Origin of the sequence: Enterococcus sp. AZ101, from assembly GCF_050499005.1 — a bacterium.
Classification (GTDB): domain Bacteria; phylum Bacillota; class Bacilli; order Lactobacillales; family Enterococcaceae; genus Enterococcus_L; species Enterococcus_L ureilyticus.
Genome location: NZ_JBMHEZ010000002.1, coordinates 60,147 through 83,280 on the forward strand (window position 1 = coordinate 60,147; position 23,134 = coordinate 83,280).

The window sequence follows — 23,134 nt, forward strand, 5'->3', positions numbered from 1 at the left end:
CTTATTCTCTCCCAGGTCATTACGCTGTTTTTGAGAAACCTTATTCACTTTCTACATCAACCATAACGCGAATTCAAATTTAAGTCAAGGGAAGAGAGCGAATAGCGGGTGTCTTTTAATTTTTACTTAAAGATTGTTTTGTTACTTGTAAAATAAAATTAGTCGTGTTTTCTTTCCATTCGTTGCACTTTATACTAAACTATTAAGTGAAATGAGGAAAGTACATGCGTTTAGATAAATTAATGGAACAGGAAAATTTTGGTTCTCGAAGGAAAGTCAAAGCCCTGATTCGTAGTAAGCAAGTGAGAGTTGACGGACATATCATTATGGATGAAAGTTTAAATGTAGATGCAGCTTTGCATGAAATTTTTGTTGGGGAGCGGCAAATACTGCAAAAAACACATGTCTATTATATGCTGAATAAGCCTCAAGGTGTTGTGACCGCCGTCAGGGATGTCAAACACCAAACGGTTATCGATTTAATCGAGAAAAAAGATCAAAGAGCAGGATTATATCCTATTGGCAGACTAGACAGAGATACAGAAGGACTATTACTGCTCACAGATAATGGTCAACTGGGTTACCAGCTTTTGCAACCACAAAAAAAAGTACTAAAACGCTACGAAGTGATCGTTAATGAACGACTGACGAAGGAAGATTGCTTAGCATTTGCACAAGGAATTGTGTTTTCGGATGGCAAAAAGTGCCTAGCAGCTAAACTTCAGATTTTGTCCGCTGAAGAACATCAAAGTCAGGCTTATCTTGATATTACAGAAGGAAAATTCCATCAAGTGAAAAAAATGTTTTTAGCTGTGGGCAAAAAGGTGATTTACTTGAAACGGTTATCAATGGGACCAGTCGTATTGGATCCAATGCTTAGCTCAGGTGAGTATCGTTCTTTAAATCCAGAAGAATTACAGGCATTGTTGCCTTATTTCACTATACATAAAAAAGAAACGAGTGTGAAGCATGAAATTTAAAACACTACTATTTGATGTTGATGATACATTATTGGATTTTCAATTAACGGAGAGAAAGGCGTTACAAGTGCTATTTCAAGAAGAAGAATTGACGTTGACAGATGAGATAGAAGCGATTTACAAGAAAATTAATAGCCGATTATGGCGAGAGTTTGAGCAAGGAAAAACAGACAAAGCCACTGTGACAGATACCCGTTTTAGTTTATTGTTTCAACAATTGAACAAAAAAGTCGATGGCAAAAAGATGGGAGAGCAATATCGCTACCATTTAAGCCAAGGACATGACTTGTTAGGGAATAGCAAAGCTGTCATCGAAAAACTTAATTTCGATTACGAGTTGTATATTGTCACAAATGGGGTGGCAAAAACCCAGTATCAACGCTTAAATGATTCTCAAATGACGAAATTTTTTAATGATATCTTTGTTTCAGAAGAAGTTGGTTATCAAAAACCGATGAAAGAATATTTTGATTATGTGTTCGAACGAATTCCTAATTTTGAAAGGGAAAAAACAATGATCATTGGGGATTCGTTAGCCTCGGACATTCAAGGCGGGCAGTTAGCTGGAATTCAAACGCTTTGGCTTAATCCAACAAAACAAGCAGCATTAGCAACAATTCAACCTAATTATGAAATCAGCCGGTTAGATGATATTTTTGATATATTAGATTAAAAAAGAGGTAGAGGCAAAATTGTGTAGCACTGAGAAATAAGAAGGAGTTACTTTCCACTCCATACTAAGATTAGAGGGTAAACTTATCGACAGATGAGTTTACCCTCTAATCTTAGTATGTTTTATACGTCTTGGCTTAAACGAACCATATCTTTCAAAATTAGCTTGTTTTCAACAATTTCCTCTTTGTAGTGACGAACAAAAAAATCGCGATCAATACCACTCATACGAAATCCACATTTTTGATAGAGATACAATTGGCCTAAGCTAGTGCTGCCAGTTCCGATTTCTACTGTTTTATAGTGATTTTGTTTGGCATGATCTAGTGCAAAATGTATCATTGTTTCACCAATTCCTTGCCCCTGGTAGTGATCAGAGACGGCGATATTAATGATTTCCAGAGTTTCTGGGCGTGTCGGCAATAAGACTAAGATACCTACAATCTGCTCATTTAAAATAACCTCAAAACATACTCCGCGTTTTACATACTCCGTGACTAAACGATGATCTGGATCAGCTGATTGCAATAAGTCATAGTGAAGTGACTGGATTTCTTGAATTTTTCTAATCATCATCTGGATTTGTCCTCTCTAGGTGAAGTGAATGAATGAAAGAATAGTTTATCAAAAATGACAGTTTAGAGCAATAAAGGAAAGAGGTCTTTTCAGAGTGTGTTGACAGAATCTGAAAATATATGATTAAATAAATAGGTTCAAAATTAAGGAGGAAATTAACAGTGAGAGAAAATTTAAAGGGTGCAAAACAAGAAATGAAAGATAAGGTTAGGCCGTATCAAACTTATGGGTATTATTTTTCAATACCAATCATTATTATTGCTGTGTTTATATTGCCTTTTTTAGGTATAAATGTAAGATCCATAGGGACGATTATTTTTGTTTTTATAATTTTTGCACATATTGGCGCAAGTAAGTTAGAATTGGTCTCTAAAAGAAAGTATGTTGCCCCGATATTAATGTATGTTGCAGATCTAATTGGTCTTATAATGGGAATTCTAATGATTTCTGAAATTTCAAATGGGGGAACCGGTGATGTAGCGTTGGGCTTAATGGGGTTGATTGTTTTTCCGCTTGAGATTATAGCTATTATTTTCTTTTTCATTACGGCAAATGATATAAAAAAAGCCTACCCAACGATGAAACAAGCGTCAAAAGAGGCTCGTGAAGAGTATTTAGCTCTTAAAAAAAATAGTCAATAGATCAGAATGTGGTTGAGACTGCTTTGAAATGAATTAAAGCAATCAATCGTGAGAGTCTGCAATCTCTACAGAGAATTAGGCTATAGAGTTGCCTAAAACCATAACGAAACTCATAATTTTAAAAAAATAGAAAAAATTGTAGCTTTCTTTCGAGTTTCTATTATAATAGAAAAAGGTTATTAAGACTTTTAGACTTATAAGAGAGAGGTTACCTTGAATGAAAAATACTCAACCAATCGTGATTGGTGTTACTGGCGGTTCCGGCAGTGGAAAAACCAGTGTTAGTCGGGCGATTTTCAATCACTTTCCAAATCATTCGATCATGATGCTGGAACAAGATTCTTATTATAAAGATCAAAGCAACCTGAGTTTTGAAGAGCGCTTGAAGACAAATTATGATCATCCGTTCGCTTTTGATACGGACTTGTTGATTGCTCATTTACAACAACTGATAAACTATCAGACAATCGAAAAACCAGTGTATGATTATGTGGCTCATACGAGAAGCTCGGATGTTTTGATTCAAGAGCCAAAAGAAGTTATCATTTTAGAAGGTATCTTGATTTTGGAAGATAGCCGCCTAAGAGAGCTGATGGATATCAAGCTTTATGTGGATACAGATGATGATATCCGTATCATTCGTAGAATCAAGCGAGATATGGAAGAACGTGGCAGAACGCTAGATTCTGTTATTGAACAATATTTAACGGTGGTTAAACCCATGTATCATCAATTTATTGAGCCAACGAAACGCTATGCCGATGTGATTGTTCCAGAAGGTGGCGAAAATCATGTGGCGATTGATTTGATCACTACTAAAGTAGCGAGTATTTTACGTGAACTTTAAAAATAGTCAAGAATAAAAAGAACAACAGCCCTATTTGTGAGTAGCAATGTGGGCTGTTTTTTTGTATTAAAAAAATGAAACATGGACAAATCAAGCATAGTTATAGTATCTTAGTGAGATAACTATTGTTCACAATGACAGTGATTTTGAGAGGAACGATCAGATGAGAATTTTAATTATTGAAGATAATCGTGAATTGGCAATGTCTGTACAAAAAGGATTGGAACGAGAAAATTTTTCAGTTGATCTCGCTTTTTCCGGTCTAGTTGGTGAAGAAAAAGCCTATGTGAATGCGTATGATGCTATTTTATTAGATTTGAATTTACCGGATAGAGATGGTTTATCGATCTTAAATTTTTTAAGAGAATCAACCATTGACACGCCGATCATTATTACTACCGCTAGAGATGAAATCGAAGAGCGTGCGAAAGGACTTGATTTTGGTGCGGATGATTATTTAGTCAAACCATTTGAATTGCTAGAATTAGTGGCCCGTATTCGCGCGGTTATTCGACGTTTTCATGGACGGACAACGCCTTTTATCAAGATCGATCAATTGATGATCGATCCAGTAAAACGGTTTGTCAGCTATGGCGATACGGAAGTGTTTTTAAAACCAAAAGAATTTGATATTTTGTTATGTATTGCTCAGCAGCATCCAGCAGTTGTTTCAACGGAAAAAATAGCTGAACATGTTTATGATGAAAATTTCGATCCATTTTCTTCTGTTTTGCGGGTCCATTTGGCTCGATTAAAGAAACAGCTTGCTCAAGCTTCCGGAAAAGAATTACTTAAAACGATTCGAGCGAAAGGATATCAATTATGCGAATAAATTTTAAAATCAGTTTAACCGTTTTAACCTTTGCTTTTTTTGTCATCTTAATCATCGGTGGCGGTTTTTTTGCTGTAAAAAGTAATTGGCGTGCACAAAATATCGGTCAGTCGATTGGTTCAGCTATTTATGTCGTGAATGATGCTAGTGAACCAATCTCACCAGCGACTGCAACAGTTGAACTAAAAGCCTCGGAGTTAGTCAGTACCGAAGCGTTAGATGACATTTATTTGAATAGTCTATTAAAATATTTGCCAATGATCATTTTAGTTGTATGCTCAGCTTTGTTAGTGTTAACCATGAGCTTATGGTATGTTTTGAGACGAATCTATACCAAACAAATGGTGTCGATCATTCATGATTTACAGTTTTTAGAAAAATTTTCTGAAGAAAAAGTTGAAGATAAAGCGGTTGCTACAGCCTTTAAACAACTTAGAGATAAATTTGATGGAAACCTGGATGATTATAAACGGCTCAGTAGCTACCTTACTCATGAACAGAAGAATGCAATCGCCATTTTAAGAGCTAATTTGGAATTAGAACAAAATGAAAGTGGGAATCTCCAGATTTTAGATCGTTTGACAGACAGTATTGATGATATCTTAACCTTGTCCAACAGCACTGAAGAGGCGATGAGTGAACAGGTCGATGTTTCATTAATTTGTGCGGAAGTTTGCGATACCTATCGAAAAAGCTATCCCAATCTCACGTTTTCTTTTAATGAAATTGAATCGACCTTGATCTTAGGCAAAAACCGTTGGATTTATCGGGCAGTATCGAATTTAGTAGACAATGCCATCAAATATGGTGAGAACAAACCTATTGAAGTTTCTGTCAATAACCGAAAAGGCAGCATTATAGTTGAAATAAAAGACCATGGCAAAGGGATCGAACCACAAGTGCATACGAATATTTTTAATCATAATTATCGAATCAATGGACTAAAACAAGATGGTTACGGGATTGGTTTATCAGTGGTTTCTCATGTTTGTGATTTATGTCAAGGCTTTGTCTATGTCGAAAGTAAAGAGAATCAAGGATCCACATTTTATTTATCATTTCCGCAAATTGCTGAAAGTTAACATTCAGTTAACAATTGATTTGGTATTGTAGTACCAAGAAAGGAGGAGAGCTAGATCATGTTCGTCTTTAAACATGCTTGCTTAAATCTTAGAAGACACATCTGGAGTCATATACTAGTCGGTATCATTTTATTTCTTTTGATTTTGGTCACCATGATCACAAACACTATGTACACTTCGGCTAAATTATTCACTAAAAATTATAGTAAACAGTTTATGACCTTAGTGACGATTCTAGAACCAGATTTAAGTAATTCAACGCATGAAAAAAAACTAACAAAAGAACAATATCTCAAATTTGGAGCATCTGACTATGTAAAAGGAATAAAAATGGTCGGCAGTCTGCCCGTTTCATTTCCAAAATTAAACACAAGCGCCCTGCCTATACCTGCTCAATTTCAAAAATTAGAAGATGACGAGAGTACGCTCTACTCTTATCAAACAGCTACTACATGGTTTGGTGTTGATCCAAAAGATCTGATGAGTGAGCTTGCTGAAAGTAATATGGAAATTCGTTCTGGAAGTCCCAATCTAAAAATGGATGAGTGTTTGATCAGTAATGAGTTTGCGCAGTTAAATAAGCTTAAAATTGGTGATTCAATTCAGGTCATAGTCCCTGTCAATGAAAAGAATGAGGGGAAAAAGCTAATTGTTGCGGGAATCTATCAACCCCAAAAAACAACGCAATCAAATGAGGCATCTATGGTGATGAAGATTCTCGGAAATGATATCTTTACGAATTGGGAAACGATACGTACTATGAACGAGTTTGATTCTCTAGGAGATAACAGTGTATCCTATGAATTAACAACTAGGGCTGCTTTTGACAATTTTTTAAAAGAAGTAAAAGCAAAGGGATTACCTAGTGAATATCAAGTTGTCACCAACGAAGGCAATATGAACATGCTTTTAAGTCCTGTTAATGGAGTAGTAACCCTAGCTGGGACGGTTTTATTAGGCTTTTTAATTTTTGGAAACTTTGGTTTGATATTATTTTCAATTCATATGTTCAAAAAAAAGCAAGCTGAAATTTGTGTGTTGCGTAATATTGGGATAACTAAGGCACAACTTATCAAAAGTAGGATAATTGAATTATTAATTGTGACCATGGTTAGTTTTGCTTTCGCTTTTTTGACAGCAAGCTGGATCGTACAACCAATTGCAGATTGGCAATTAATGAATCAAAGAGTAGTGATGGGAAATGTCGATCAGCTATTTAGTGTTGTTTCTAATGGAACAAATGAAACAATCACATCGATTCCTATGAAATTCAATCATGTATCGTTCATTTCTATGATTGGAATCATTAGCTTATATTTCATTACGATCATCACTGTCTATAGTTATAAGCTTTTCAAATTTGAGACAATTGAATTTTTGTTAGAAAGGAATCTAGACGAATGACGATTCTCTCTCTTAAAAATATAGTATATACGCATAAGAAAAAACAAGTGACTGTGCTAGAGGATGTCACAATCAATTTTTCAATGGGGAAGGTTTACGGTATTCTAGGAAAAAGCGGAGTAGGGAAAACAACATTACTAGCGTTACTTGCAGGGATTAGCACAGTTGATTCTGGTAGCATTCTTTTTAAGGAGCAAAACCTTGGATTAATTGATCGAAATCAGTATCGTCAAAAGGAAATCGGAACAATCTTTCAACAATACAATGTATTATCGCAAGTAAGTGCTTTAAGATTTCTTAAGTTATGTGCGATTTCCTCTGCTAAACAAAGTTATGACGATTGTTATTTCTACGAACTATTGAAAAAAGTTGGACTAGATAAAAAACTGGCTAACCAACCAATCCAAAAATTGTCTGTTTCTAATCAGCAGCGTGTCTATTTAGCCAAAGCAGTTGTGAATGATCCGCAGATTATTTTACTGGATGACCCTACAAAGTCACTAAGCGAATTATCATTAGCGATGGTTATGAGTTATTTACGTATATACGCAAAAAATGAAAAGAAGTGCATCATTGTCAGTTCAGAATCGAAAGAGATCGCTGACTATGTGGATGAATTATGGGGGTTGAATGGTAGAAAACTATCATTTATCAAAGACGTTTTAGAAAACTAAGCCGCATTAATGTTGTGGCTCAAGGGTTCTTGATCGTTTTGAAGTGGAAAGGAATAATGTATGAACTATTGGAATCGGGCAATATGCAGCGTGACAAGAAGAAAAGGAAAATCAGTAATCTTATTTGCCGTTATTTTTATATTAGGAAACGTTATAGCAGGATCGATTGCTATTCAGCAATCCACTGCGAATGTAGAAAAGAAAATCAAGCATGATCTAGGTGCGACTGTAAGTGTTGATTTTGACTATCAAAAAATGATGGATGAAGGGGAAACAGTATCGCCAACCTCTTTAAAAGTAGAGGATATGAAAAAACTAGGTGAGTCTACCTATGTGAAGGAATTTGATTATAATGTGAAATCCAGCTTAATCGTCAAAAAAATCAAAACTTATGAGATGAAAAATACAGCTGACTTTGGCGGAATGCCTAAAGTATTAAATCTTAAGGGAAATAACCTACTAGAGCCGTTAGATTTTAAAGACAAGAAAGTCAAACTTGTGGAAGGGCGGACCTTTAAGCAAGAGGAAATCAACAATGGGAAAGATGTCGCTATCATGTCAAAAAAGGTGGCAGAAGAAAATGGGTTTAATGTTGGGGACAAAGTCGTTTTAGATAGTTTAGTTGTGGATTACAAACAGGATGGTTCACAAGAAGAACTAGCGAGCCAAGACCATCCTGTTGAAATTATTGGTCTGTTTGATCCGATTAGTGTTGAAAAGAAAAAGTCAGATGGAAAAGAGCAACAAGGAATGAATGAGCAGTTTATGGAAACTGAACAATTCAATACGCTCTATATGCCAAATGACGCTGTGATCAATATCAATCAAGCTGAATTTGATAAAGGGAAAGAATTACTACCAGATCGGTATAAAAATACGGATGGAACTGAAGCAACAGTGGACGATATGAATCAAATCGTACCTGTCTATGTCCTTAAAACACCAGAAGATGTCGAAGCTTTTAAAGAAGAAGCCAAGCCATTGATTCCAGAAGGCTACAAGTTAACAGCTTCGACCGATCAATACGATCAAGTTGGAGGGACATTCAAAAAAATGTCGCAAATTTCTGGTTATGTTGTTCTTTTGGCGATTGGTGCCACATTATTGATTATTTCTTTAGTGGTCATTCTCTTTTTACGTGATCGTAAACATGAATTAGGTATCTATCTTTCATTAGGGGAAACAAGAGCGAAAGTCATGCAGCAAATCGTCATAGAATTGTTGCTGATTAGTCTAGTTGCAATGTGTGTCTCACTAATTACAGGAAATGTTCTTGGGAAAATGGTTTCAGAATCTTTGATTGCTAGCGATGCATTTTCACAAACAGGTGATGCAGCAAGTTCTGGTGGCGCAATGATGATCGGTGGCGGTTCTAGTTTGCCAACCTTGACTACAGAAGATGTCGCTAGTGCTTATGAAGTGAAATTTTCAATGAGCTATATCATGACCTTCTTGATTGCAGGATTAAGTACAGTTTTATTATCTGCGATTTTACCTTTGACATATGTCTTACGGTTGAATCCAAAAAAAATCATGATGTAGGAGGAAACCAATATGACAATTTTACAAACAAAAAACGTGAGCTATTTTTATCAAGATGGCGACAAACGGCGGATGATTTTACAAGATACGTCCATTAATTTTGAACAAGGACAATTTTACACGATTTTAGGACAATCTGGTTCAGGAAAAACAACCTTTCTTTCGTTGATCAGTGCATTGGATGAACCCAAATCTGGTGAAGTCATGTATAAAGGTCAAAATATCAAAAGTATCGGGTTGGAAAAGTATCGTAGAGATGATATCAGTATTATTTTTCAAAGTTACAATTTGGTCCCGTATCTGACTGCTTTGGAAAATGTTTTAGTTGCGATGTCGATTACAGACAATGATATGCCCAAAGACCATCGTGAAGTAGCCTATAATTTATTAGATTATATTGGCATCAATAAAACCAAAGCGGATCGGTTAGTCGGTCAATTATCAGGTGGGGAACAGCAGCGGGTAGCAATTGCGAGAGCTCTGGCAACGAATGTGGATATCATCCTTGCAGATGAACCGACAGGAAACTTAGACGAAGGAATGGAACAAGAAATCGTTGATATTTTCAAAGACTTAGCTGAAACACATAATAAATGTGTAATTGTTGTAACGCACTCAAACGAGATAGCGAAGCAATCAGACAAAACTTATTTTCTTAAGCAAGGTGAGTTGATAGTCAATGAGTGACTTTTTATCTAACTTCAATAAATCGAATTACGAAGATACGAAAGAAAAAAAACTTCGTGATAAAGCAGAATTACCAAAACAGGAATCAGAGGTACAACCGTCAAAAGAGCCAGTCAACGAAAGAACCACTAAAATCGGACCAAACAATCGGACTGAATCTAAAAAAACGGACATTGAAACAGAGCAAGAAATTCCGATTCAATCACGAAGCACTCAGTTAGATGATGGGACAGAAATAGATCCAACGTATCATAAGAAAAGAAAACAAAAAATGATATTAAGTGGCATACTAAGTGTGCTTGTACTTTGTTTAGTATATTTTGCTTACTATCAAATGACTCACGTTAAGCTACCTGATTTTACAGGAAAAGATTTGGCTGAAGCACGAGCTTGGGCAACCGAAAACAAACTGAAATTAACTGTCGAGCAAACGTACAATAAAGAAATAGACATAAACAAAGTCATTTCACAAAATTCAAAACAAGGCAGTAAACTCAAAAAAGGTGCTGAATTGACTGTCAAATCAAGCTTAGGCGCAGATCCAGAAGAAAAAGTGGCATTGCCTGATTTTATGACGATGAAAAAATCAGAAGCAGAAAAATGGATAAAAGACAATCAAGCAGATAATGTATCCTTAATCGATGAATACAGTGATTCGATAGAAAAAGGGAAAGCAATCCGCTTTGAAATTGTGAACAAAGAAGTGAATAAGGACAATTATAAACGAAAAGATAAAGCAAATATGTATTATTCTAAAGGCAAAGAAACCTTTGAAAAAAATATTTCTGTTCCTGACTTCACCAAAAAAATGAAGAGTGAAGTTGAAAGCTGGGCAAAAACGAATGATATCAAAGTAACTTATGAGGAAGCAAGTTCAGCGGAGGTTCCAGCAGAAAGTATTATTTCTCAAAGCATTGCTAAGGATCAAAAAGTGGCTAAAAAAGACAGTATGACTGTGACCGTGTCATTAGGTAAAGGTTATGTTGTTCCAAATTTTGCTGAGTATACGCAAGAAGAAGCAGCGACAGCTGTAGAAGGTTTAACAGTTCAAGCCAAAAGTGTTTTTACCAACAATGTACCATATGGACAATTGATTTCTCAAAGTGTTGAGGCGGGTACTCAACTGACGAGTAAAGATGAGTTGAAATTAAAAGTATATTATTCTGCTGGGCAGCCATATTTAAAGGATCTCAGGGGAAGTACGTTGGAAGGGGATCTTCAAAAGCAATTCTATGATGACTTCCAATCAAAAGGAGCGAATATTCAGTACACAATAAAATATGTTGATTCAGCTGAACCCAAAGGGACCGTGGTTGGAATGAGTGCGTATAATCTTTATGTACCGTTGGATTATACGGTAACTTTAGATATTAGCTTAGGTAACTTAGAGGGAGCTTCAAATTATACGCCTAAGTCTCCTGAAAAAGAGTCTGATGAGAAGCAAGAACAACTTCAGTAAAAAAAGCATCCAAAAGTAGGGAGCACTTGACGGGAATGCTCCTAGCTCTGAAAATTTCAGTATATTTCTAAAGGGACCGATTTTTATCACTGTTTATTGGATTATAAAGAGCATGGATATAACTCTTCGAGTTATATCCATGCTCTTTTTTGGTTTGCAAGAAAAATTATAGCTCAAAGTAATAATTTGATGAGAATAAAAATTTTCTTTTATAGAAAAAAATGAATACGTCGATTGAAGTAATTTCTTTGTTAAAAAATTAATTTTGATAGAAATATTGAAATAAGAAAATGTTTTTTTATAATAAAAATTTATTAATTCGTTTTTAGCGAAGTTTATCGTGTAGGTGTTTTACGGCATAAGTTCCTGTTTTTGTTGTATTTTTTATAAATTATATTTTAAAAAATGAAAATATAATGTTTTATAACAGTTAAGTTAATGTCGAATAAATGGTTTGATTTTGCCTAAAATGAACCTTCTTTTTTCTCATAAAGGTCTCTTTTTACTAGAGTTTATCAAAGTTTTAAGGGGTTGGTACAAAATATTGAAAAATATTACTATAAAAGCATGATATAATTTACACAAACAGTTTTTTGTTAGGTAGGGGTGATAAACTATTATGATGAGAAGGGGAGAAATCTTTTATGCAAATCTTTCACCAGTTGTTGGTTCAGAACAAGGGGGGATTAGACCGGTCTTGATTATTCAAAATAATAAGGGCAACTTATTTAGTCCAACATTGATTGTGGCGCCAATCACTAGGAACGTGAATAAAAAAATGCAACCGACACAGGTTAAGGTGGATATACCACATGAAGATCGTATGACGCCATCATTGGTATTACTTGAACAAATCCGAACATTAGATAAAGAGCGAATTCTTCACAAGATATGTCACTTACAGGAAGATGATATGCTAAAGGTTAACCAAGCACTGAAAATAAGCATTGGGATTCGTTAATCCGGAGTAGTACATAGGTAAGATATACATAAATATTCGCAGACAATGGATTGCACGTATTACGATAACAGATCAAGTAATTCGCGAATATGCTTTTTTAAGGAACATGAGTAAGTGATTGTGGGAAAAGTCGTTTAGGAACTTACTGAAAATATCGGCTTTTCACACTGTTTATCAAGAATCTAAGTGATTAGGTTGTCACTCGTAGAGAGGATCTAGTCACTATTTTTCTGTAGAGATCTATTGTGATAAAAGTATCCTTTTGTCTTTTTCAAGATATACAGCTATAGTAGGAACAAAAGGAGTCGATCAGGATGAGGGAAATTCGTTATGGTATTTTAAGTACCGCACAAATCGTGCCCCGATTTGTTGAAGGAATCAAAAAAAGTAAAGCTGGAAAGGCTGTTGCCATCGCTTCAAGAACTTTGGATAAAGCGGAGAAAATGGCGGAAGCGTTGGCTATTCCCAAAGCGTATGGTAGCTATGAAGAATTATGTCAGGATCATGAAATCGAAATCGTTTATGTTGCGACCTATAACAAAGGGCATTACGAAGCAGCAAAAATGGCCTTGAGCCATCATAAACATGTTTTGGTTGAAAAACCTTTTACGCTTTCAATAGTTCAGGCAGAGGAACTGTTTGCATTAGCAGAACAAAATGGGTGCTTTTTGATGGAAGCCCAAAAGTCAGTCTTTTTACCAATCAGTTTACAAGTGAAAAAAAACATTAAAGATAATAAAATTGGTGCCATCCGTTGGCTCCAATCAGTGACGACGTATCCTAATGTAGAGCATATCAGCTGGTTTCACTCATTAGATGCTGGCGGGGGAGCACTTCACGGATCGGGAAGTTATCCTATTCAATATATGCAGTTTTTATTGGATCAATCAATTGAAGAGTACAATGGCAGTGTGACCAGAAAAAAAGGATTGACGGATGATCAAGTAAATGTGGGATTAAGGTTTCAAAATCAAGTGTTAGCCACTATTTTCATTTCAGTAAAAATAGACATCCCGAGTGTTATGACGATCTACGGTGAAAAAGGCCGTATAGAAATCCCTTACTTTTGGAAAGGCCAACATGCGACTATTTATTATGAAGATGGCAGTCAAGAAAAACTAGTTGGCGAGTTTGACAGTGAATTTGTATTTGAAGTGGAGCATGTGAATGAATGCTTACAAAAACAGTTGTTAGAAAGTCCTGTAATGACTAAAAAAATGACTCTGGATACAGTTCGTTTAGTAGATCAATTGTATACTACTTGGTTGACAGAAGATGAAAAGTGAAAAAGCCATTGCAATCAAGAGCTATCTGTGTTAAAGTAATCCTCATGCGACGAGTTGACTCAATCAGACAGTTTCGGCTGTTCCGTTTTGACGGCTAGTGATTGACAAAACAACAGAGGCACATATGTTTAATCATACCTACCGGATGTAGGCGTGTCGGATAAATATTTTTGTGGAGAAGATTTTATCTATTTATTTTTATAAGTACTGTGGCGAAAAGAAGACTTCGGTCTTCTTTTTTGCTGTGAAGAGAAACAGAACGACTAGCGATGTTTAATGCCTGTAACTCTTGCTTACGTTCATGCGAGATCTAGTTATAAAAAAATCTTGTGTTGGTGCAAAAAAATTTAATAATAGATAACTTTAATTGCACTAAGAAGAAAGTACAATAAAACTTGTGTTTCCTAACAAAAAAACTGATAGAACGAAAAATAAAATAACGGATAAGAGAATTTAAATCAGCGAAGAAGAATAGTATACTAAGAAAGTTGCACTTTTGTAAGTGCAACTTTTTTGTGTTGTTGTGTTATAAAAATCAAGCTATAGTTCAAGTGTAAGGAAAGAGAGTTGGTGAGTAAATGTCACTGCACTTATCAAAACGGGAAATAAAAATCTTGTTGCTGCTTTTGGATTTAGAAGAAAGTGTAACGACAAAGGAATTAGCTGAAACATTCAAAGTTAGTGTACGGACGATCAAATATGATTTAGATAATGTACGTGTTTGGTTCAAAGAGCAAAATGTTTTACTGCAGTCCCGCCGTAATAAAGGCATATGGTTGGAGATACCAGATTCAGAACGTTTGACCTTGAAAAATGAAATTATCGAAGTTGAACGATTCGAAACCTATCCCGATCAGGAATTGCGAGTCAATCAATTGATTTTTCGCCTATTATTAGCATCGAAGTGTTTGACCTCACTAGAGTTGGCAGATGAGCTGCAAGTCAGTAGAAATACGATCATCAGTGACTTAGATCGAGTCGAAGAACAAATTCAGCTCTACAACTTGGCGTTAAAACGTCAGAGTCGTCAGGGATTTTTGATTACAGGGAATGAAAGCAAAATTCGCTTGTTGATGGAGTATATCACGCAAAAAGAAATAACTGAATATGATATCTATCAAATCATGAGCTATTTTGTCCAGTCTGGTCAGCAGAAGAAAATGCAAGAAGTTCATGTTGGAGTCAACACGATTTTTCAAAAAATTTATCAAATTGCCTTGAAAGAAATGACCCGTCTTTTAGATCCATCTTTGTTTGATCAATTCAACTATGCTGAAATTCTTTCGATCACATTACGAGTCGCCATCGCAGCGGCAAGAATGCAGCTCCATCATACTGTTGGTGGCTATAAGATGTTGACCAATCAAAAAGTATTGGAGCAAAAACAGGAATTACCCTTTTTATTGATGAAACAAGTTTTTGATCATTATGACCTACCGCTTTTAGCAGATGAGTATTTTTATATTTATAGTGATGTATTTGTTGCGAATAATCAGCAGGATATTGTGGGACTAACAGAAGAGTTAATTAAAGATGTATCACAAGAGATTGATTTTCCTTTTTATCGAGACCGCCAATTATTTACGAATCTGTTTGCCCATCTATCTCTGCGTTTGACTAAGAAACATCTATTTATAAATGAATATAATCCGTTTGTTGATGACATCAAAGCGAAGTATCCACAGTTATTTTCAGCGATCCAGCTTGCCAGTCAAAGTGATATCGTAGGTTCTGCCTTATTAATCAATGATTCATTTATCGCCTATATTGCACTGCACTTTTTAGTGGCATATGAAAAAAATCTGCATGAGGTCAATGTAGTAAGAATCGTTTATGTATGTTCCACAGGCTTAGGTGTGACTAGTTTGATTGAACAAAAAATTCTTGAAGAAGTCTCTAATGTTGACATCGCAGGATTTGCTTCAGTTTTGAATGCAGTAGATGTAATAGAAGAAAAGAATCCAGACTTAGTTCTGAGTATTTTCCCAATCGAAATCTTGAATCGCCCGTTTGTTAAAGTTAACCCACTACCTACAGAAGCAGATCTTCATAGTATTCAAGAAGAGGTCAACAAAATTTTAATACACACGAAAAGCGGTAAAGTTCCTCGGCTGATACCTCGTCAGCAGGTGAAAGAAAAACAAGGAATCGAAGCAGAAAGTCGCGATATTCTGGTTCGAACATATGTGATCTATGAAGAGTTATTGAAAGCATTTGCTGACAAACTGACGCAAGAGTACAAAGAAGCGTTTTTATTACATGTCATGTTGATGGTCCATCGAATCACATTCGATGGTCAGTATGAAAACGAAGGAAACATTGTAAAAGAAACGTTGTTGGCGCAGCAAGTCTTAGTGGGAGAAATCGAGCAGATTTTTGCCAAAAACGATTTAATGGTTAATCAAGCAGAAATTACTGCTTTATTGAATTATATAAGAGAGGAGTAGTATGTATGAAAATAAGTGACGAGGCACAAATAATAATTGATGAAAGTCCTAATAAAGTCGAATTAGAAGCGGCACTAGAAAAAATTAATGGGTTATTGAGGGCGCAAAAGATTCAACCAACTGAATTACAATGGACGATTTTGATCAATCATATAAATGAAATGATTAAAAGGTCTAAAGCAGGTGAAAAAATGGCTGTTGTTGATCCAGCAATGTTTGAAGAAGTATCGAAAGAAGCGCTGAGGATGGCTGATAAAGTGGTTCAACTAATTGGCAATTTACCTCAAGATGAAATGTATGTATTATCGATTCATTTTGAAGCCGCTAGACAAAATGAAGAATAGAGAATAGACAGTGAACAAAAGAACTAAATTAAATTATCTAGCTTTTCAAGCTTATACTTTTAAAAATCAGGAGGAATTAAGATGATAACAGTAGTAATCGCAGATCGTTTAGGTAAAGGGCAAAATGTTGCAAAAGGGGTAGAGTCAGCTGGAGGTAAAGCTATTGTTGTTCCAGGAATGGGAGCAGATATGCGTTTAGGGGATGTCATGCAACTAGAAAATGCTGATTTAGGCATTTCATTTTGTGGTAGTGGTGGTGCAGGTGCTTTAACAGCAGCGACCAAGTATGGCTATAAAGAGCGGCATGGAATGCGCTCAATCGACGAAGGAGTAACGGCAATCAATGATGGTAAAACAGTTTTAGGTTTTGGTTTTATGGATCAAGAAGAATTGGGGAAACGAATTGTTGAAGCCTATATAAAAAAGAATGGCTAATCATTAAAGCATAGCGCACAGAAAAAGAGGGGGAACTGAATAAGGAGTAGTGCAGTCATTGTTTTCATTTGTTAAAACCGTGAAGAGAAACGATTCAGTTTTAAAACAAGAGGAGGAAAACCAATGGGAAACGTAACGGCTAAAAAGCGTCAAGTTATTCAGGTTGAAGGTACAGGCAAAGAACAGAATCTAGCCTTTGCTAATGCATTGAACCAAATCCATAATCGTGTATTGAAGGAAAAAGATGATGTGATTGTTCGGATCGAACCTGTAGCTATTCAAATTATCAAAGCAGAACAAGAAACCTATACAGAACGTTTTTTCTTTTTCTTTTTACCTCGAAAGCGAGCGGATTATCGTGTATTACTGAATGTTGAGGTAGAGATTACCTTGATTGAAATGGAGACGATTTCATTTGTAGAAAAAAAAGTTGCTGATCCAAATGGTCTTTCTATTCCTTTTGGGCAGAAAAAAAGAATACAGAAGGAGGCAAATTAAATGGATGTTGTAGTCGTTTTACTCAAATCGTTATTGATTGGAGGATTAGTCGGGTTTGCAGCAGGAGCAGGAGCCGCGAGAATGTTTCATGCACCAAGTACGCAAGGTTTAGGTGCTTTTAGAACTTTAGGGGAAATGAACGCTTGTGAAGGAGATGCAGCCAGTCATTTTTCTTTTGGATTAGGCTTCTTCTTTAATGCGTGGGCTTCAACTGTTGGTGCGGGTGCATTTACACAAGATGTAGATCATCGTGTGATTCCAAACTGGGCTGCTGCGGCTTTATTAGTCAAAAATAAAAATGTTGCTGAAACAATGCATAACCCTAAAAAAATGGGGATCTCCGGTGCAATTGTCGGAATGGTAGTGGTTGCTTTCTTGAATACGACAGCATCAGCAATTCCAGGATCACTACAGGTAACAGCGGTAGCTGTTTTAGTGCCAGCAGCAAATCTTTTGATCAACACTGTCATGCCTGTTTTATTCTGGCTAGCAGCAATCGATGCTGGTAAGCGTTCTGGTCTTTGGGCAACAATATTCGGCGGTCTTGCGACGATGATCATGGGCAACGCAGTACCAGGAGTTGTTTTAGGAATTTTGATTGGAAAAGGTGTCGATGAAATCGGCTGGAATAAAGTAGCAAAAAGTATGATGGCAGCTGTTATTTTATTATTTGTATTTAGTGCATTTTTCCGTGGCTTCGATTTACAAATGATCGAAAGTTTCCGTTTACAGATTCCAGGTTGGTTACAAAATATGCATGATGTTTTTAGTATCGGTAAATAAGTAAATGGAAAGTGAGGAAGCAGGATGGATGAAATAGTAGAGTTGGAAAAAAAGAATTTTTGGTTTGCTGATTGGTCATTTCCTATTTTAGTTGGGTTATTGTCAGCTGGTGTATTCGCTGGAACGCATATGTATATTGAACATGGTGTAGGGGCCTTTAATGAAGTAGCCATCGTAGCGATGTTGAAAGCAGGAATGGATGGCGGTTCATATGGTGCTGCCGCTGCCTTTGGTGCTAGTTTCTTGTTTGCTCGTATTTTGGAGGGGTCACTAGTTGGAATATTGGATATTGGTGGTGCGATTTTAACGGGTGTTGGAATTGGTGTTCCTGCGATTTTGTTAAGTATGGATATTACAGCTCCAGTTGAAAATTTTAGTCTTTCATTATTAACAGGTATGCTACTTGGCTTAATCATTGGTGGTATTATTATCATGATTCGTAAATTTACCATTAATCAGTCAAATTCAACGTTTGGTGCAGATGTGATGATGGGGGCAGGGAATGCTTCTGGTCGTTTCTTAGGGCCATTGATTATTATTAGTGCATGTGGCGCGTCTGCGCCAATAGGCATTGGCTCAATTATTGGTGCTGTAATTTTCTATGTTTGGAAAAAACCAATTGCTGGTGGTGCGATTTTAGGAGCGATGATCTTTGGTGCACTATTTCCAGTAGATTTACCTAGTTAAAAAAAGGGCAAAATTGCACTTTTTCTTTTGAAAATCGTTTACATTATAATATTACCATGTTATTGTGAAGAGGAAATAATTTGATTGTTGGCATTCTAATTGGACAACCATTATTCCTAGTGGGATCGGTCACTATTTTTTGCAGTTCAGTCATTTTATGGAAGTATAGACATAAATTCGACTATCTAGAGCGGGGGAAAAGTGAATGAAACGAGCATTAGGCGTATCCGTGTATCCGGATCACAGTGAGATAGAAAAAGATAAAGCCTATTTGAAAAAGGCTAGTGAATGTGGCTTTTCGCGAATCTTCGTGAGTATGTTGGAAGTAACGCAAGGGAAAGAAGTTGTTAAGGAAAAGTTCAAGTCGTTGATTTCTTATGCAAAAAGTTTAGGCTATGAGACGATTTTAGATGTTGCACCAACTATTTTTGATGAACTACAGATTTCATACGATGATCTAACATTCTTTTATGAGATGGGTGCTGATGGGATTCGGTTAGATGTTGGATTTGATGGAAATAAAGAAGCTAGATTGACGTTTAATCCATTTGATTTAGCGATTGAATTGAACATGAGTAATGATGTTGCTTATCTTGATACTATTTTGACCTATGAAGCAAATGTTCCATTTCTTTATGGTTGTCACAATTTTTATCCTCAGGAAGGAACAGCATTACCGTATGATTTCTTTGAGCGTTGTAGCGTTCGTTTTAAAAAACATGGGATTCGCACAGCAGCATTCATCAATTCCCAGGCAGGTAAAATTGGCCCTTGGGATGTCAACGATGGCTTACCTACGTTAGAGATGCATCGGCATTTACCTGTAGATATTCAAACAAAACACTTATTTGCAACAGGTCTGATTGATGATGTGATTATTGGGAATGCTTACGCATCAGATGAAGAATTAGAGTTACTAGGCAGTTTAAATCGTTATCAATTGGAATTAACAGTTGAGTTTACCAAAGAAGCCAGTGATGTTGAAAAAATAATCACATTAAAGGAGCAACACTTCCGTCGCGGCGATATCACAGATCAAGTCGTACGTTCAACAGAAGTTCGTAAAAAATATAACGATGACGCTAATCCTGCTCATGATAATACCAAAGAGTTTCAAATCGGAGATATTGTAATCGGAAATGATGCATTTGGGAAATACAAAAATGAATTGCAAATTGTTCTACAACCGCATTCAGATGACCGTAAAAATAAAGTAGGTCAAATCACAGAAGAAGAATTGTTGTTGTTGGATTTTGTAAAGCCCTGGACAAAATTTAGATTTAAAGAAAAGTAGGGGATAAAATGAGTTATGATTTGATCATTAAAAATGGGAAAACCATTACTGGTCAGCCCATAGAAATAGCAATCAACGCTGGGGAAATCGTGAAAGTTGCAGATGAAATCAATGAAAAGGGTGAGGAATTGATCGAGTTAAACGGTGATGCGTATGTATCCGCTGGCTGGATTGATGATCATGTTCATTGTTTTGAAAAAATGACTCTTTACTATGATTTTCCAGATGAAATTGGTGTTAAAAAAGGTGTAACAACCGTCATAGATGCTGGTACTACAGGGGCCGAGAATATCCATGAATTTTATGATTTAGTGAAAAAAGCGAAAACAAATGTATATGCCCTAGTGAATATCTCAAAATGGGGCATTGTTGAACAAGATGAATTGGCTGATCTGAGTAAGGTTAAAGAGGAACTAGTTCATAAGGCATTAACTGAGCTGCCAGATTTTGTTGTAGGGTTCAAAGCTCGTATGAGTAAAACGGTGATTGGGGACAACGGGATCAGGCCGTTAGAAATGGCGAAAAAAATTCAAAAAGCCAATAATGGATTACCATTAATGATACATATTGGTTCAGCTCCGCCAAAGCTAGATGAAATTTTAGCCCATATGTCAAAAGGCGATATTTTAACTCATTGTTTCAATGGCAAACCAAATGGCATCTTAAACCAAGCAACTAGTCAAATCAAAGACTTTGCTTGGGCTGCTTACGATAAAGAGATTGTATTTGATATTGGTCATGGAACGGACAGCTTCAATTTTGAGGTTGCTGAAACGGCTTTAAAAGAAGGCATGAAAGCAACCTCGATCAGCACAGATATTTATATCCGCAATCGAGAAAAAGGTCCAGTTCATGATTTGGCAACTACGATGGAAAAATTACGCGTGGTAGGCTATGATTGGCCTGAGATTATTGAAAAAGTTACATCAGTTCCAGCTGGAAATTTCCATTTTGAGACGAAAGGTCACTTAAAAGAAGGCTATGATGCTGATATTACAATTTTTACGATTGAAACAGGTCAAAAGACTTTGACTGATTCGAATGGATTTAAAAGAGAAGCAACAGAATTGATCAAACCTGTAAAAACCATTATTGGAGGAACAGTTTATGACAATTAATTATGAAAAATTCAATTTAAAAGAAGTGATCAATGCATCGGGTAGAATGACGATTTTAGGTGTGTCAAAAGTTTCTGAAACTGTTTTAGCTGCACAAAAATTTGGTGGAGAACATTTTTTTGAAATGAGCGAATTAAGTATTCAAACTGGTGCGTATCTAGCACAATTATTAAAGGTTGAAGATGCCCAAATCGTTTCTTGTGCATCAGCGGGAATCGCTCAAAGTGTTGCCGCTTTGATTGGTGAAGGATCTGTTTATCATGCCTATCATCCTTATACTGATAAAATCGCAAAACGTGAAGTTATTTTGCCAAAGGGCCATAATGTAGATTATGGGACACCGGTTGAAGTTATGGTGGAACAAGGTGGCGGACAAGTGATTGAAGCTGGTTACGCAAATATGTGTACACCGGAACATATTGAAATGATGATCACAGATCAGACTGCAGCCCTTTTGTATATCAAAAGTCACCACACAGTTCAAAAGAGTATGTTAAGTGTGGTAGAGGCTGCAATTGTAGCAAAAGCTCACAACATACCATTGATTGTTGATGCCGCAGCGGAAGAAGACTTAGTTAAATACAGCGAAGCAGGTGCTGATTTGGTAATCTATAGCGGTGCCAAAGCAATTGAAGGCCCGAGCGCTGGTTTAGTGATTGGCAAAAAACAATACATTGAATGGATCCGTCTGCAAGGTAAAGGGATTGGGCGTGCTATGAAGATTGGTAAAGATAATATTTTAGGATTTACACAAGCAGTGGAAGATTATGTGAACAATGGGAGTGAATCAGGGGCCCTGATGCAAGCTCGTTTAGCACCTTTTATTACAGCTTTGAACGCAATCCAAAATATTGAAGCTAAAATTGTCCAAGATGGTGCAGGGCGAGATATTTATCGTGCCAGTATTAAAGTCAAGGGTGCAAAATCAGCGAAAGAAGTCATTCAAGAATTAAGAGCTGAAAGTCCAGCAGTCTATACGCGTGAGTACCAAGCAAATAATGGAATTATTGAATTTGATATTCGTTCAGTAAATGAAGAAGAAATGAATAAAATCGTAACCCGTTTAACAACGATCATGCATTAAAAACTATCATACTAAATTAGGAGTGAAACATTATGCCATTAACACCGAACTATCTAGAAAACCGTATTTGTTTAAATGTTTTAGCGAATTCCGTAGAGAATGCTAAAGACTGTTATGAAGCCGCAGAAGGGCATATTGTTTTAGGGGTACTATCAAAAAACTATGCGACTGATGAAGCTGCAATCGAAGAGATGAAAAAATATGCTGATGAAACGAATAATGCTTTATCTGTTGGACTAGGTGCAGGGGACCCGAATCAAAGCCAGATGGTCTCAAGACTGTCCAAAGAACTACAACCTCAACATGTTAACCAAGTCTTTACAGGCGTGGGCACTTCACGTGCTTTACTAGGTCAAAACGAAACGGTTGTCAACGGCTTGGTGTCGCCGACAGGTAAAGTTGGGATCGTCAATATTGCTACAGGACCATTAAGTTCGCAAGCACCAGTTGGTGAAGTAACGATCGAAACCGCGATTCGTTTATTGCAAGATATGGGTGGTAGCTCAATCAAATTTTTCCCGATGAAAGGTTTAGCGCACATCGAAGAATACAAAGCTGTAGCTGAAGCTTGCGCAAAATATGATTTTTACCTAGAGCCAACTGGTGGAATCGATTTAGAAAACTTTGAAGAAATCGTACAGATCGCAGTAGATGCTGGCGTGAAAAAAATCATTCCCCATGTTTATAGCTCGATCATTGACTCAGAAACAGGAGACACAAGACCAGAAGATGTTAAATCGTTACTAGGTATGATCAAAAATACGTTGAAAAAATAAAAGCTGAACATGCTCGTTCAGGACT

24 protein-coding genes are annotated in these 23,134 nt (G+C 36.3%); 23 read left to right on the forward strand and 1 reads right to left on the reverse strand.

Annotation, left to right across the window (positions count from 1 at the left end; genetic code table 11):
- The first annotated feature begins 224 nt into the window (after positions 1-224).
- Together IGJ50_RS09620 and IGJ50_RS09625 are read left to right on the forward strand one after the other, a co-directional pair.
- Complete coding sequence (locus IGJ50_RS09620; protein ID WP_429950131.1) at positions 225-980, forward strand: 16S rRNA pseudouridine(516) synthase; 756 nt, start codon at positions 225-227, stop codon at positions 978-980.
- Positions 970-1,653: a YjjG family noncanonical pyrimidine nucleotidase gene (locus IGJ50_RS09625; RefSeq protein WP_429950133.1), complete on the forward strand. Its 684-nt coding sequence runs from the start codon at positions 970-972 to the stop codon at positions 1,651-1,653. Before IGJ50_RS09620 ends, IGJ50_RS09625 begins: the two co-directional genes overlap by 11 nt.
- 122 nt (positions 1,654-1,775) lie before the next feature.
- On the opposite strand, the gene IGJ50_RS09630 is transcribed toward IGJ50_RS09625, so the two are convergent.
- Positions 1,776-2,225 carry a GNAT family N-acetyltransferase gene (locus IGJ50_RS09630; protein WP_429950960.1) on the reverse strand — a complete coding sequence of 150 codons (450 nt, stop codon included), beginning with the start codon at positions 2,223-2,225 and terminating at the stop codon, positions 1,776-1,778.
- Between the two features lie 164 nt (positions 2,226-2,389).
- Here IGJ50_RS09630 and IGJ50_RS09635 point away from each other — a divergent pair, with 164 nt between their 5' ends.
- The 21 genes from IGJ50_RS09635 to dagF all read left to right on the forward strand — a co-directional run bounded on the left by IGJ50_RS09635 (position 2,390) and on the right by dagF (position 23,109).
- Positions 2,390-2,869 (forward strand): hypothetical protein, encoded by a 480-nt coding sequence (locus IGJ50_RS09635; RefSeq protein WP_429950135.1) that lies wholly within the window; start codon positions 2,390-2,392, stop codon positions 2,867-2,869.
- 217 nt (positions 2,870-3,086) lie between these two features.
- Entirely contained in the window at positions 3,087-3,716 is a 630-nt protein-coding gene (udk, locus tag IGJ50_RS09640) for a uridine kinase (protein ID WP_069638892.1), read from the forward strand.
- Between the two features lie 163 nt (positions 3,717-3,879).
- Positions 3,880-4,548 (forward strand): response regulator transcription factor, encoded by a 669-nt coding sequence (locus IGJ50_RS09645; protein ID WP_069638893.1) that lies wholly within the window; start codon positions 3,880-3,882, stop codon positions 4,546-4,548.
- Positions 4,539-5,630, forward strand: a complete 1,092-nt coding sequence (locus IGJ50_RS09650; RefSeq protein ID WP_207120265.1) for a sensor histidine kinase — start codon at positions 4,539-4,541, stop codon at positions 5,628-5,630. Before IGJ50_RS09645 ends, IGJ50_RS09650 begins: the two co-directional genes overlap by 10 nt.
- 57 nt (positions 5,631-5,687) lie before the next feature.
- Entirely contained in the window at positions 5,688-7,034 is a 1,347-nt protein-coding gene (locus IGJ50_RS09655; protein ID WP_429950137.1) for an ABC transporter permease, read from the forward strand.
- Positions 7,031-7,708: an ATP-binding cassette domain-containing protein gene (locus IGJ50_RS09660; protein ID WP_429950139.1), complete on the forward strand. Its 678-nt coding sequence runs from the start codon at positions 7,031-7,033 to the stop codon at positions 7,706-7,708. Before IGJ50_RS09655 ends, IGJ50_RS09660 begins: the two co-directional genes overlap by 4 nt.
- Positions 7,709-7,768: 60 nt before the next feature.
- Entirely contained in the window at positions 7,769-9,250 is a 1,482-nt protein-coding gene (locus IGJ50_RS09665) for an ABC transporter permease (protein WP_069638897.1), read from the forward strand.
- Positions 9,251-9,262: 12 nt separating this feature from the next.
- The gene (locus tag IGJ50_RS09670; protein ID WP_069638898.1) at positions 9,263-9,937 is read left to right on the forward strand and encodes an ABC transporter ATP-binding protein; all 675 of its coding nucleotides are present in this window, start codon (positions 9,263-9,265) and stop codon (positions 9,935-9,937) included.
- Positions 9,930-11,396 (forward strand): PASTA domain-containing protein, encoded by a 1,467-nt coding sequence (locus IGJ50_RS09675; protein WP_429950142.1) that lies wholly within the window; start codon positions 9,930-9,932, stop codon positions 11,394-11,396. Before IGJ50_RS09670 ends, IGJ50_RS09675 begins: the two co-directional genes overlap by 8 nt.
- 619 nt (positions 11,397-12,015) lie before the next feature.
- On the forward strand, positions 12,016-12,357 hold the full coding sequence (locus IGJ50_RS09680) for a type II toxin-antitoxin system PemK/MazF family toxin (RefSeq protein WP_069638900.1): 342 nt from the start codon (positions 12,016-12,018) through the stop codon (positions 12,355-12,357).
- Positions 12,358-12,671: 314 nt separating this feature from the next.
- On the forward strand, positions 12,672-13,643 hold the full coding sequence (locus tag IGJ50_RS09685) for a Gfo/Idh/MocA family protein (protein WP_429950144.1): 972 nt from the start codon (positions 12,672-12,674) through the stop codon (positions 13,641-13,643).
- A gap of 578 nt (positions 13,644-14,221) precedes the next feature.
- A complete protein-coding gene (locus IGJ50_RS09690) occupies positions 14,222-16,090 on the forward strand; it encodes a BglG family transcription antiterminator (RefSeq protein ID WP_429950146.1) in 1,869 nt (622 codons plus the stop codon).
- Positions 16,091-16,095: 5 nt separating this feature from the next.
- A complete protein-coding gene (locus IGJ50_RS09695; RefSeq protein WP_429950148.1) occupies positions 16,096-16,434 on the forward strand; it encodes a PRD domain-containing protein in 339 nt (112 codons plus the stop codon).
- An 81-nt stretch (positions 16,435-16,515) separates the two neighbouring features.
- Complete coding sequence (locus IGJ50_RS09700) at positions 16,516-16,869, forward strand: glycine-rich SFCGS family protein (protein ID WP_069638904.1); 354 nt, start codon at positions 16,516-16,518, stop codon at positions 16,867-16,869.
- A 123-nt stretch (positions 16,870-16,992) separates the two neighbouring features.
- A complete protein-coding gene (locus tag IGJ50_RS09705) occupies positions 16,993-17,367 on the forward strand; it encodes a DUF4312 family protein (protein WP_069638905.1) in 375 nt (124 codons plus the stop codon).
- Positions 17,368-18,150, forward strand: coding sequence for a DUF4311 domain-containing protein (locus tag IGJ50_RS09710; RefSeq protein WP_429950150.1), 783 nt, complete (start codon positions 17,368-17,370; stop codon positions 18,148-18,150).
- A gap of 24 nt (positions 18,151-18,174) precedes the next feature.
- The gene (locus IGJ50_RS09715; protein ID WP_429950152.1) at positions 18,175-18,837 is read left to right on the forward strand and encodes a DUF4310 family protein; all 663 of its coding nucleotides are present in this window, start codon (positions 18,175-18,177) and stop codon (positions 18,835-18,837) included.
- Between the two features lie 205 nt (positions 18,838-19,042).
- On the forward strand, positions 19,043-20,131 hold the full coding sequence (locus IGJ50_RS09720) for a DUF871 domain-containing protein (RefSeq protein WP_429950154.1): 1,089 nt from the start codon (positions 19,043-19,045) through the stop codon (positions 20,129-20,131).
- 8 nt (positions 20,132-20,139) lie between these two features.
- Positions 20,140-21,249: an amidohydrolase/deacetylase family metallohydrolase gene (locus IGJ50_RS09725; protein WP_429950156.1), complete on the forward strand. Its 1,110-nt coding sequence runs from the start codon at positions 20,140-20,142 to the stop codon at positions 21,247-21,249.
- Positions 21,239-22,333, forward strand: a complete 1,095-nt coding sequence (locus IGJ50_RS09730; RefSeq protein ID WP_429950158.1) for a DgaE family pyridoxal phosphate-dependent ammonia lyase — start codon at positions 21,239-21,241, stop codon at positions 22,331-22,333. Before IGJ50_RS09725 ends, IGJ50_RS09730 begins: the two co-directional genes overlap by 11 nt.
- A 32-nt stretch (positions 22,334-22,365) precedes the next feature.
- Entirely contained in the window at positions 22,366-23,109 is a 744-nt protein-coding gene (dagF, locus tag IGJ50_RS09735) for a 2-dehydro-3-deoxy-phosphogluconate aldolase (protein WP_207120254.1), read from the forward strand.
- Positions 23,110-23,134 lie beyond the last annotated feature (25 nt).

Bases quoted from the DNA above. Each gene is read 5' to 3' on its own strand.
- IGJ50_RS09625 (WP_429950133.1), top strand. From the start codon at position 970: ATGAAATTTAAAACACTACTATTTGATGTTGATGATACATTATTGGAT.
- IGJ50_RS09705 (WP_069638905.1), top strand. From the start codon at position 16,993: ATGGGAAACGTAACGGCTAAAAAGCGTCAAGTTATTCAGGTTGAAGGT.
- IGJ50_RS09710 (WP_429950150.1), top strand. From the start codon at position 17,368: ATGGATGTTGTAGTCGTTTTACTCAAATCGTTATTGATTGGAGGATTA.
- IGJ50_RS09670 (WP_069638898.1), top strand. From the start codon at position 9,263: ATGACAATTTTACAAACAAAAAACGTGAGCTATTTTTATCAAGATGGC.
- IGJ50_RS09695 (WP_429950148.1), top strand. From the start codon at position 16,096: ATGAAAATAAGTGACGAGGCACAAATAATAATTGATGAAAGTCCTAAT.
- IGJ50_RS09700 (WP_069638904.1), top strand. From the start codon at position 16,516: ATGATAACAGTAGTAATCGCAGATCGTTTAGGTAAAGGGCAAAATGTT.
- IGJ50_RS09730 (WP_429950158.1), top strand. From the start codon at position 21,239: ATGACAATTAATTATGAAAAATTCAATTTAAAAGAAGTGATCAATGCA.
- IGJ50_RS09660 (WP_429950139.1), top strand. From the start codon at position 7,031: ATGACGATTCTCTCTCTTAAAAATATAGTATATACGCATAAGAAAAAA.
- IGJ50_RS09620 (WP_429950131.1), top strand. From the start codon at position 225: ATGCGTTTAGATAAATTAATGGAACAGGAAAATTTTGGTTCTCGAAGG.
- dagF (WP_207120254.1), top strand. From the start codon at position 22,366: ATGCCATTAACACCGAACTATCTAGAAAACCGTATTTGTTTAAATGTT.
- IGJ50_RS09655 (WP_429950137.1), top strand. From the start codon at position 5,688: ATGTTCGTCTTTAAACATGCTTGCTTAAATCTTAGAAGACACATCTGG.
- IGJ50_RS09715 (WP_429950152.1), top strand. From the start codon at position 18,175: ATGGATGAAATAGTAGAGTTGGAAAAAAAGAATTTTTGGTTTGCTGAT.
- IGJ50_RS09645 (WP_069638893.1), top strand. From the start codon at position 3,880: ATGAGAATTTTAATTATTGAAGATAATCGTGAATTGGCAATGTCTGTA.
- IGJ50_RS09690 (WP_429950146.1), top strand. From the start codon at position 14,222: ATGTCACTGCACTTATCAAAACGGGAAATAAAAATCTTGTTGCTGCTT.
- IGJ50_RS09680 (WP_069638900.1), top strand. From the start codon at position 12,016: ATGATGAGAAGGGGAGAAATCTTTTATGCAAATCTTTCACCAGTTGTT.
- IGJ50_RS09720 (WP_429950154.1), top strand. From the start codon at position 19,043: ATGAAACGAGCATTAGGCGTATCCGTGTATCCGGATCACAGTGAGATA.
- IGJ50_RS09650 (WP_207120265.1), top strand. From the start codon at position 4,539: ATGCGAATAAATTTTAAAATCAGTTTAACCGTTTTAACCTTTGCTTTT.
- IGJ50_RS09725 (WP_429950156.1), top strand. From the start codon at position 20,140: ATGAGTTATGATTTGATCATTAAAAATGGGAAAACCATTACTGGTCAG.
- IGJ50_RS09665 (WP_069638897.1), top strand. From the start codon at position 7,769: ATGAACTATTGGAATCGGGCAATATGCAGCGTGACAAGAAGAAAAGGA.
- IGJ50_RS09675 (WP_429950142.1), top strand. From the start codon at position 9,930: ATGAGTGACTTTTTATCTAACTTCAATAAATCGAATTACGAAGATACG.
- IGJ50_RS09685 (WP_429950144.1), top strand. From the start codon at position 12,672: ATGAGGGAAATTCGTTATGGTATTTTAAGTACCGCACAAATCGTGCCC.
- udk (WP_069638892.1), top strand. From the start codon at position 3,087: ATGAAAAATACTCAACCAATCGTGATTGGTGTTACTGGCGGTTCCGGC.
- IGJ50_RS09630 (WP_429950960.1), bottom strand. From the start codon at position 2,225: ATGATTAGAAAAATTCAAGAAATCCAGTCACTTCACTATGACTTATTG.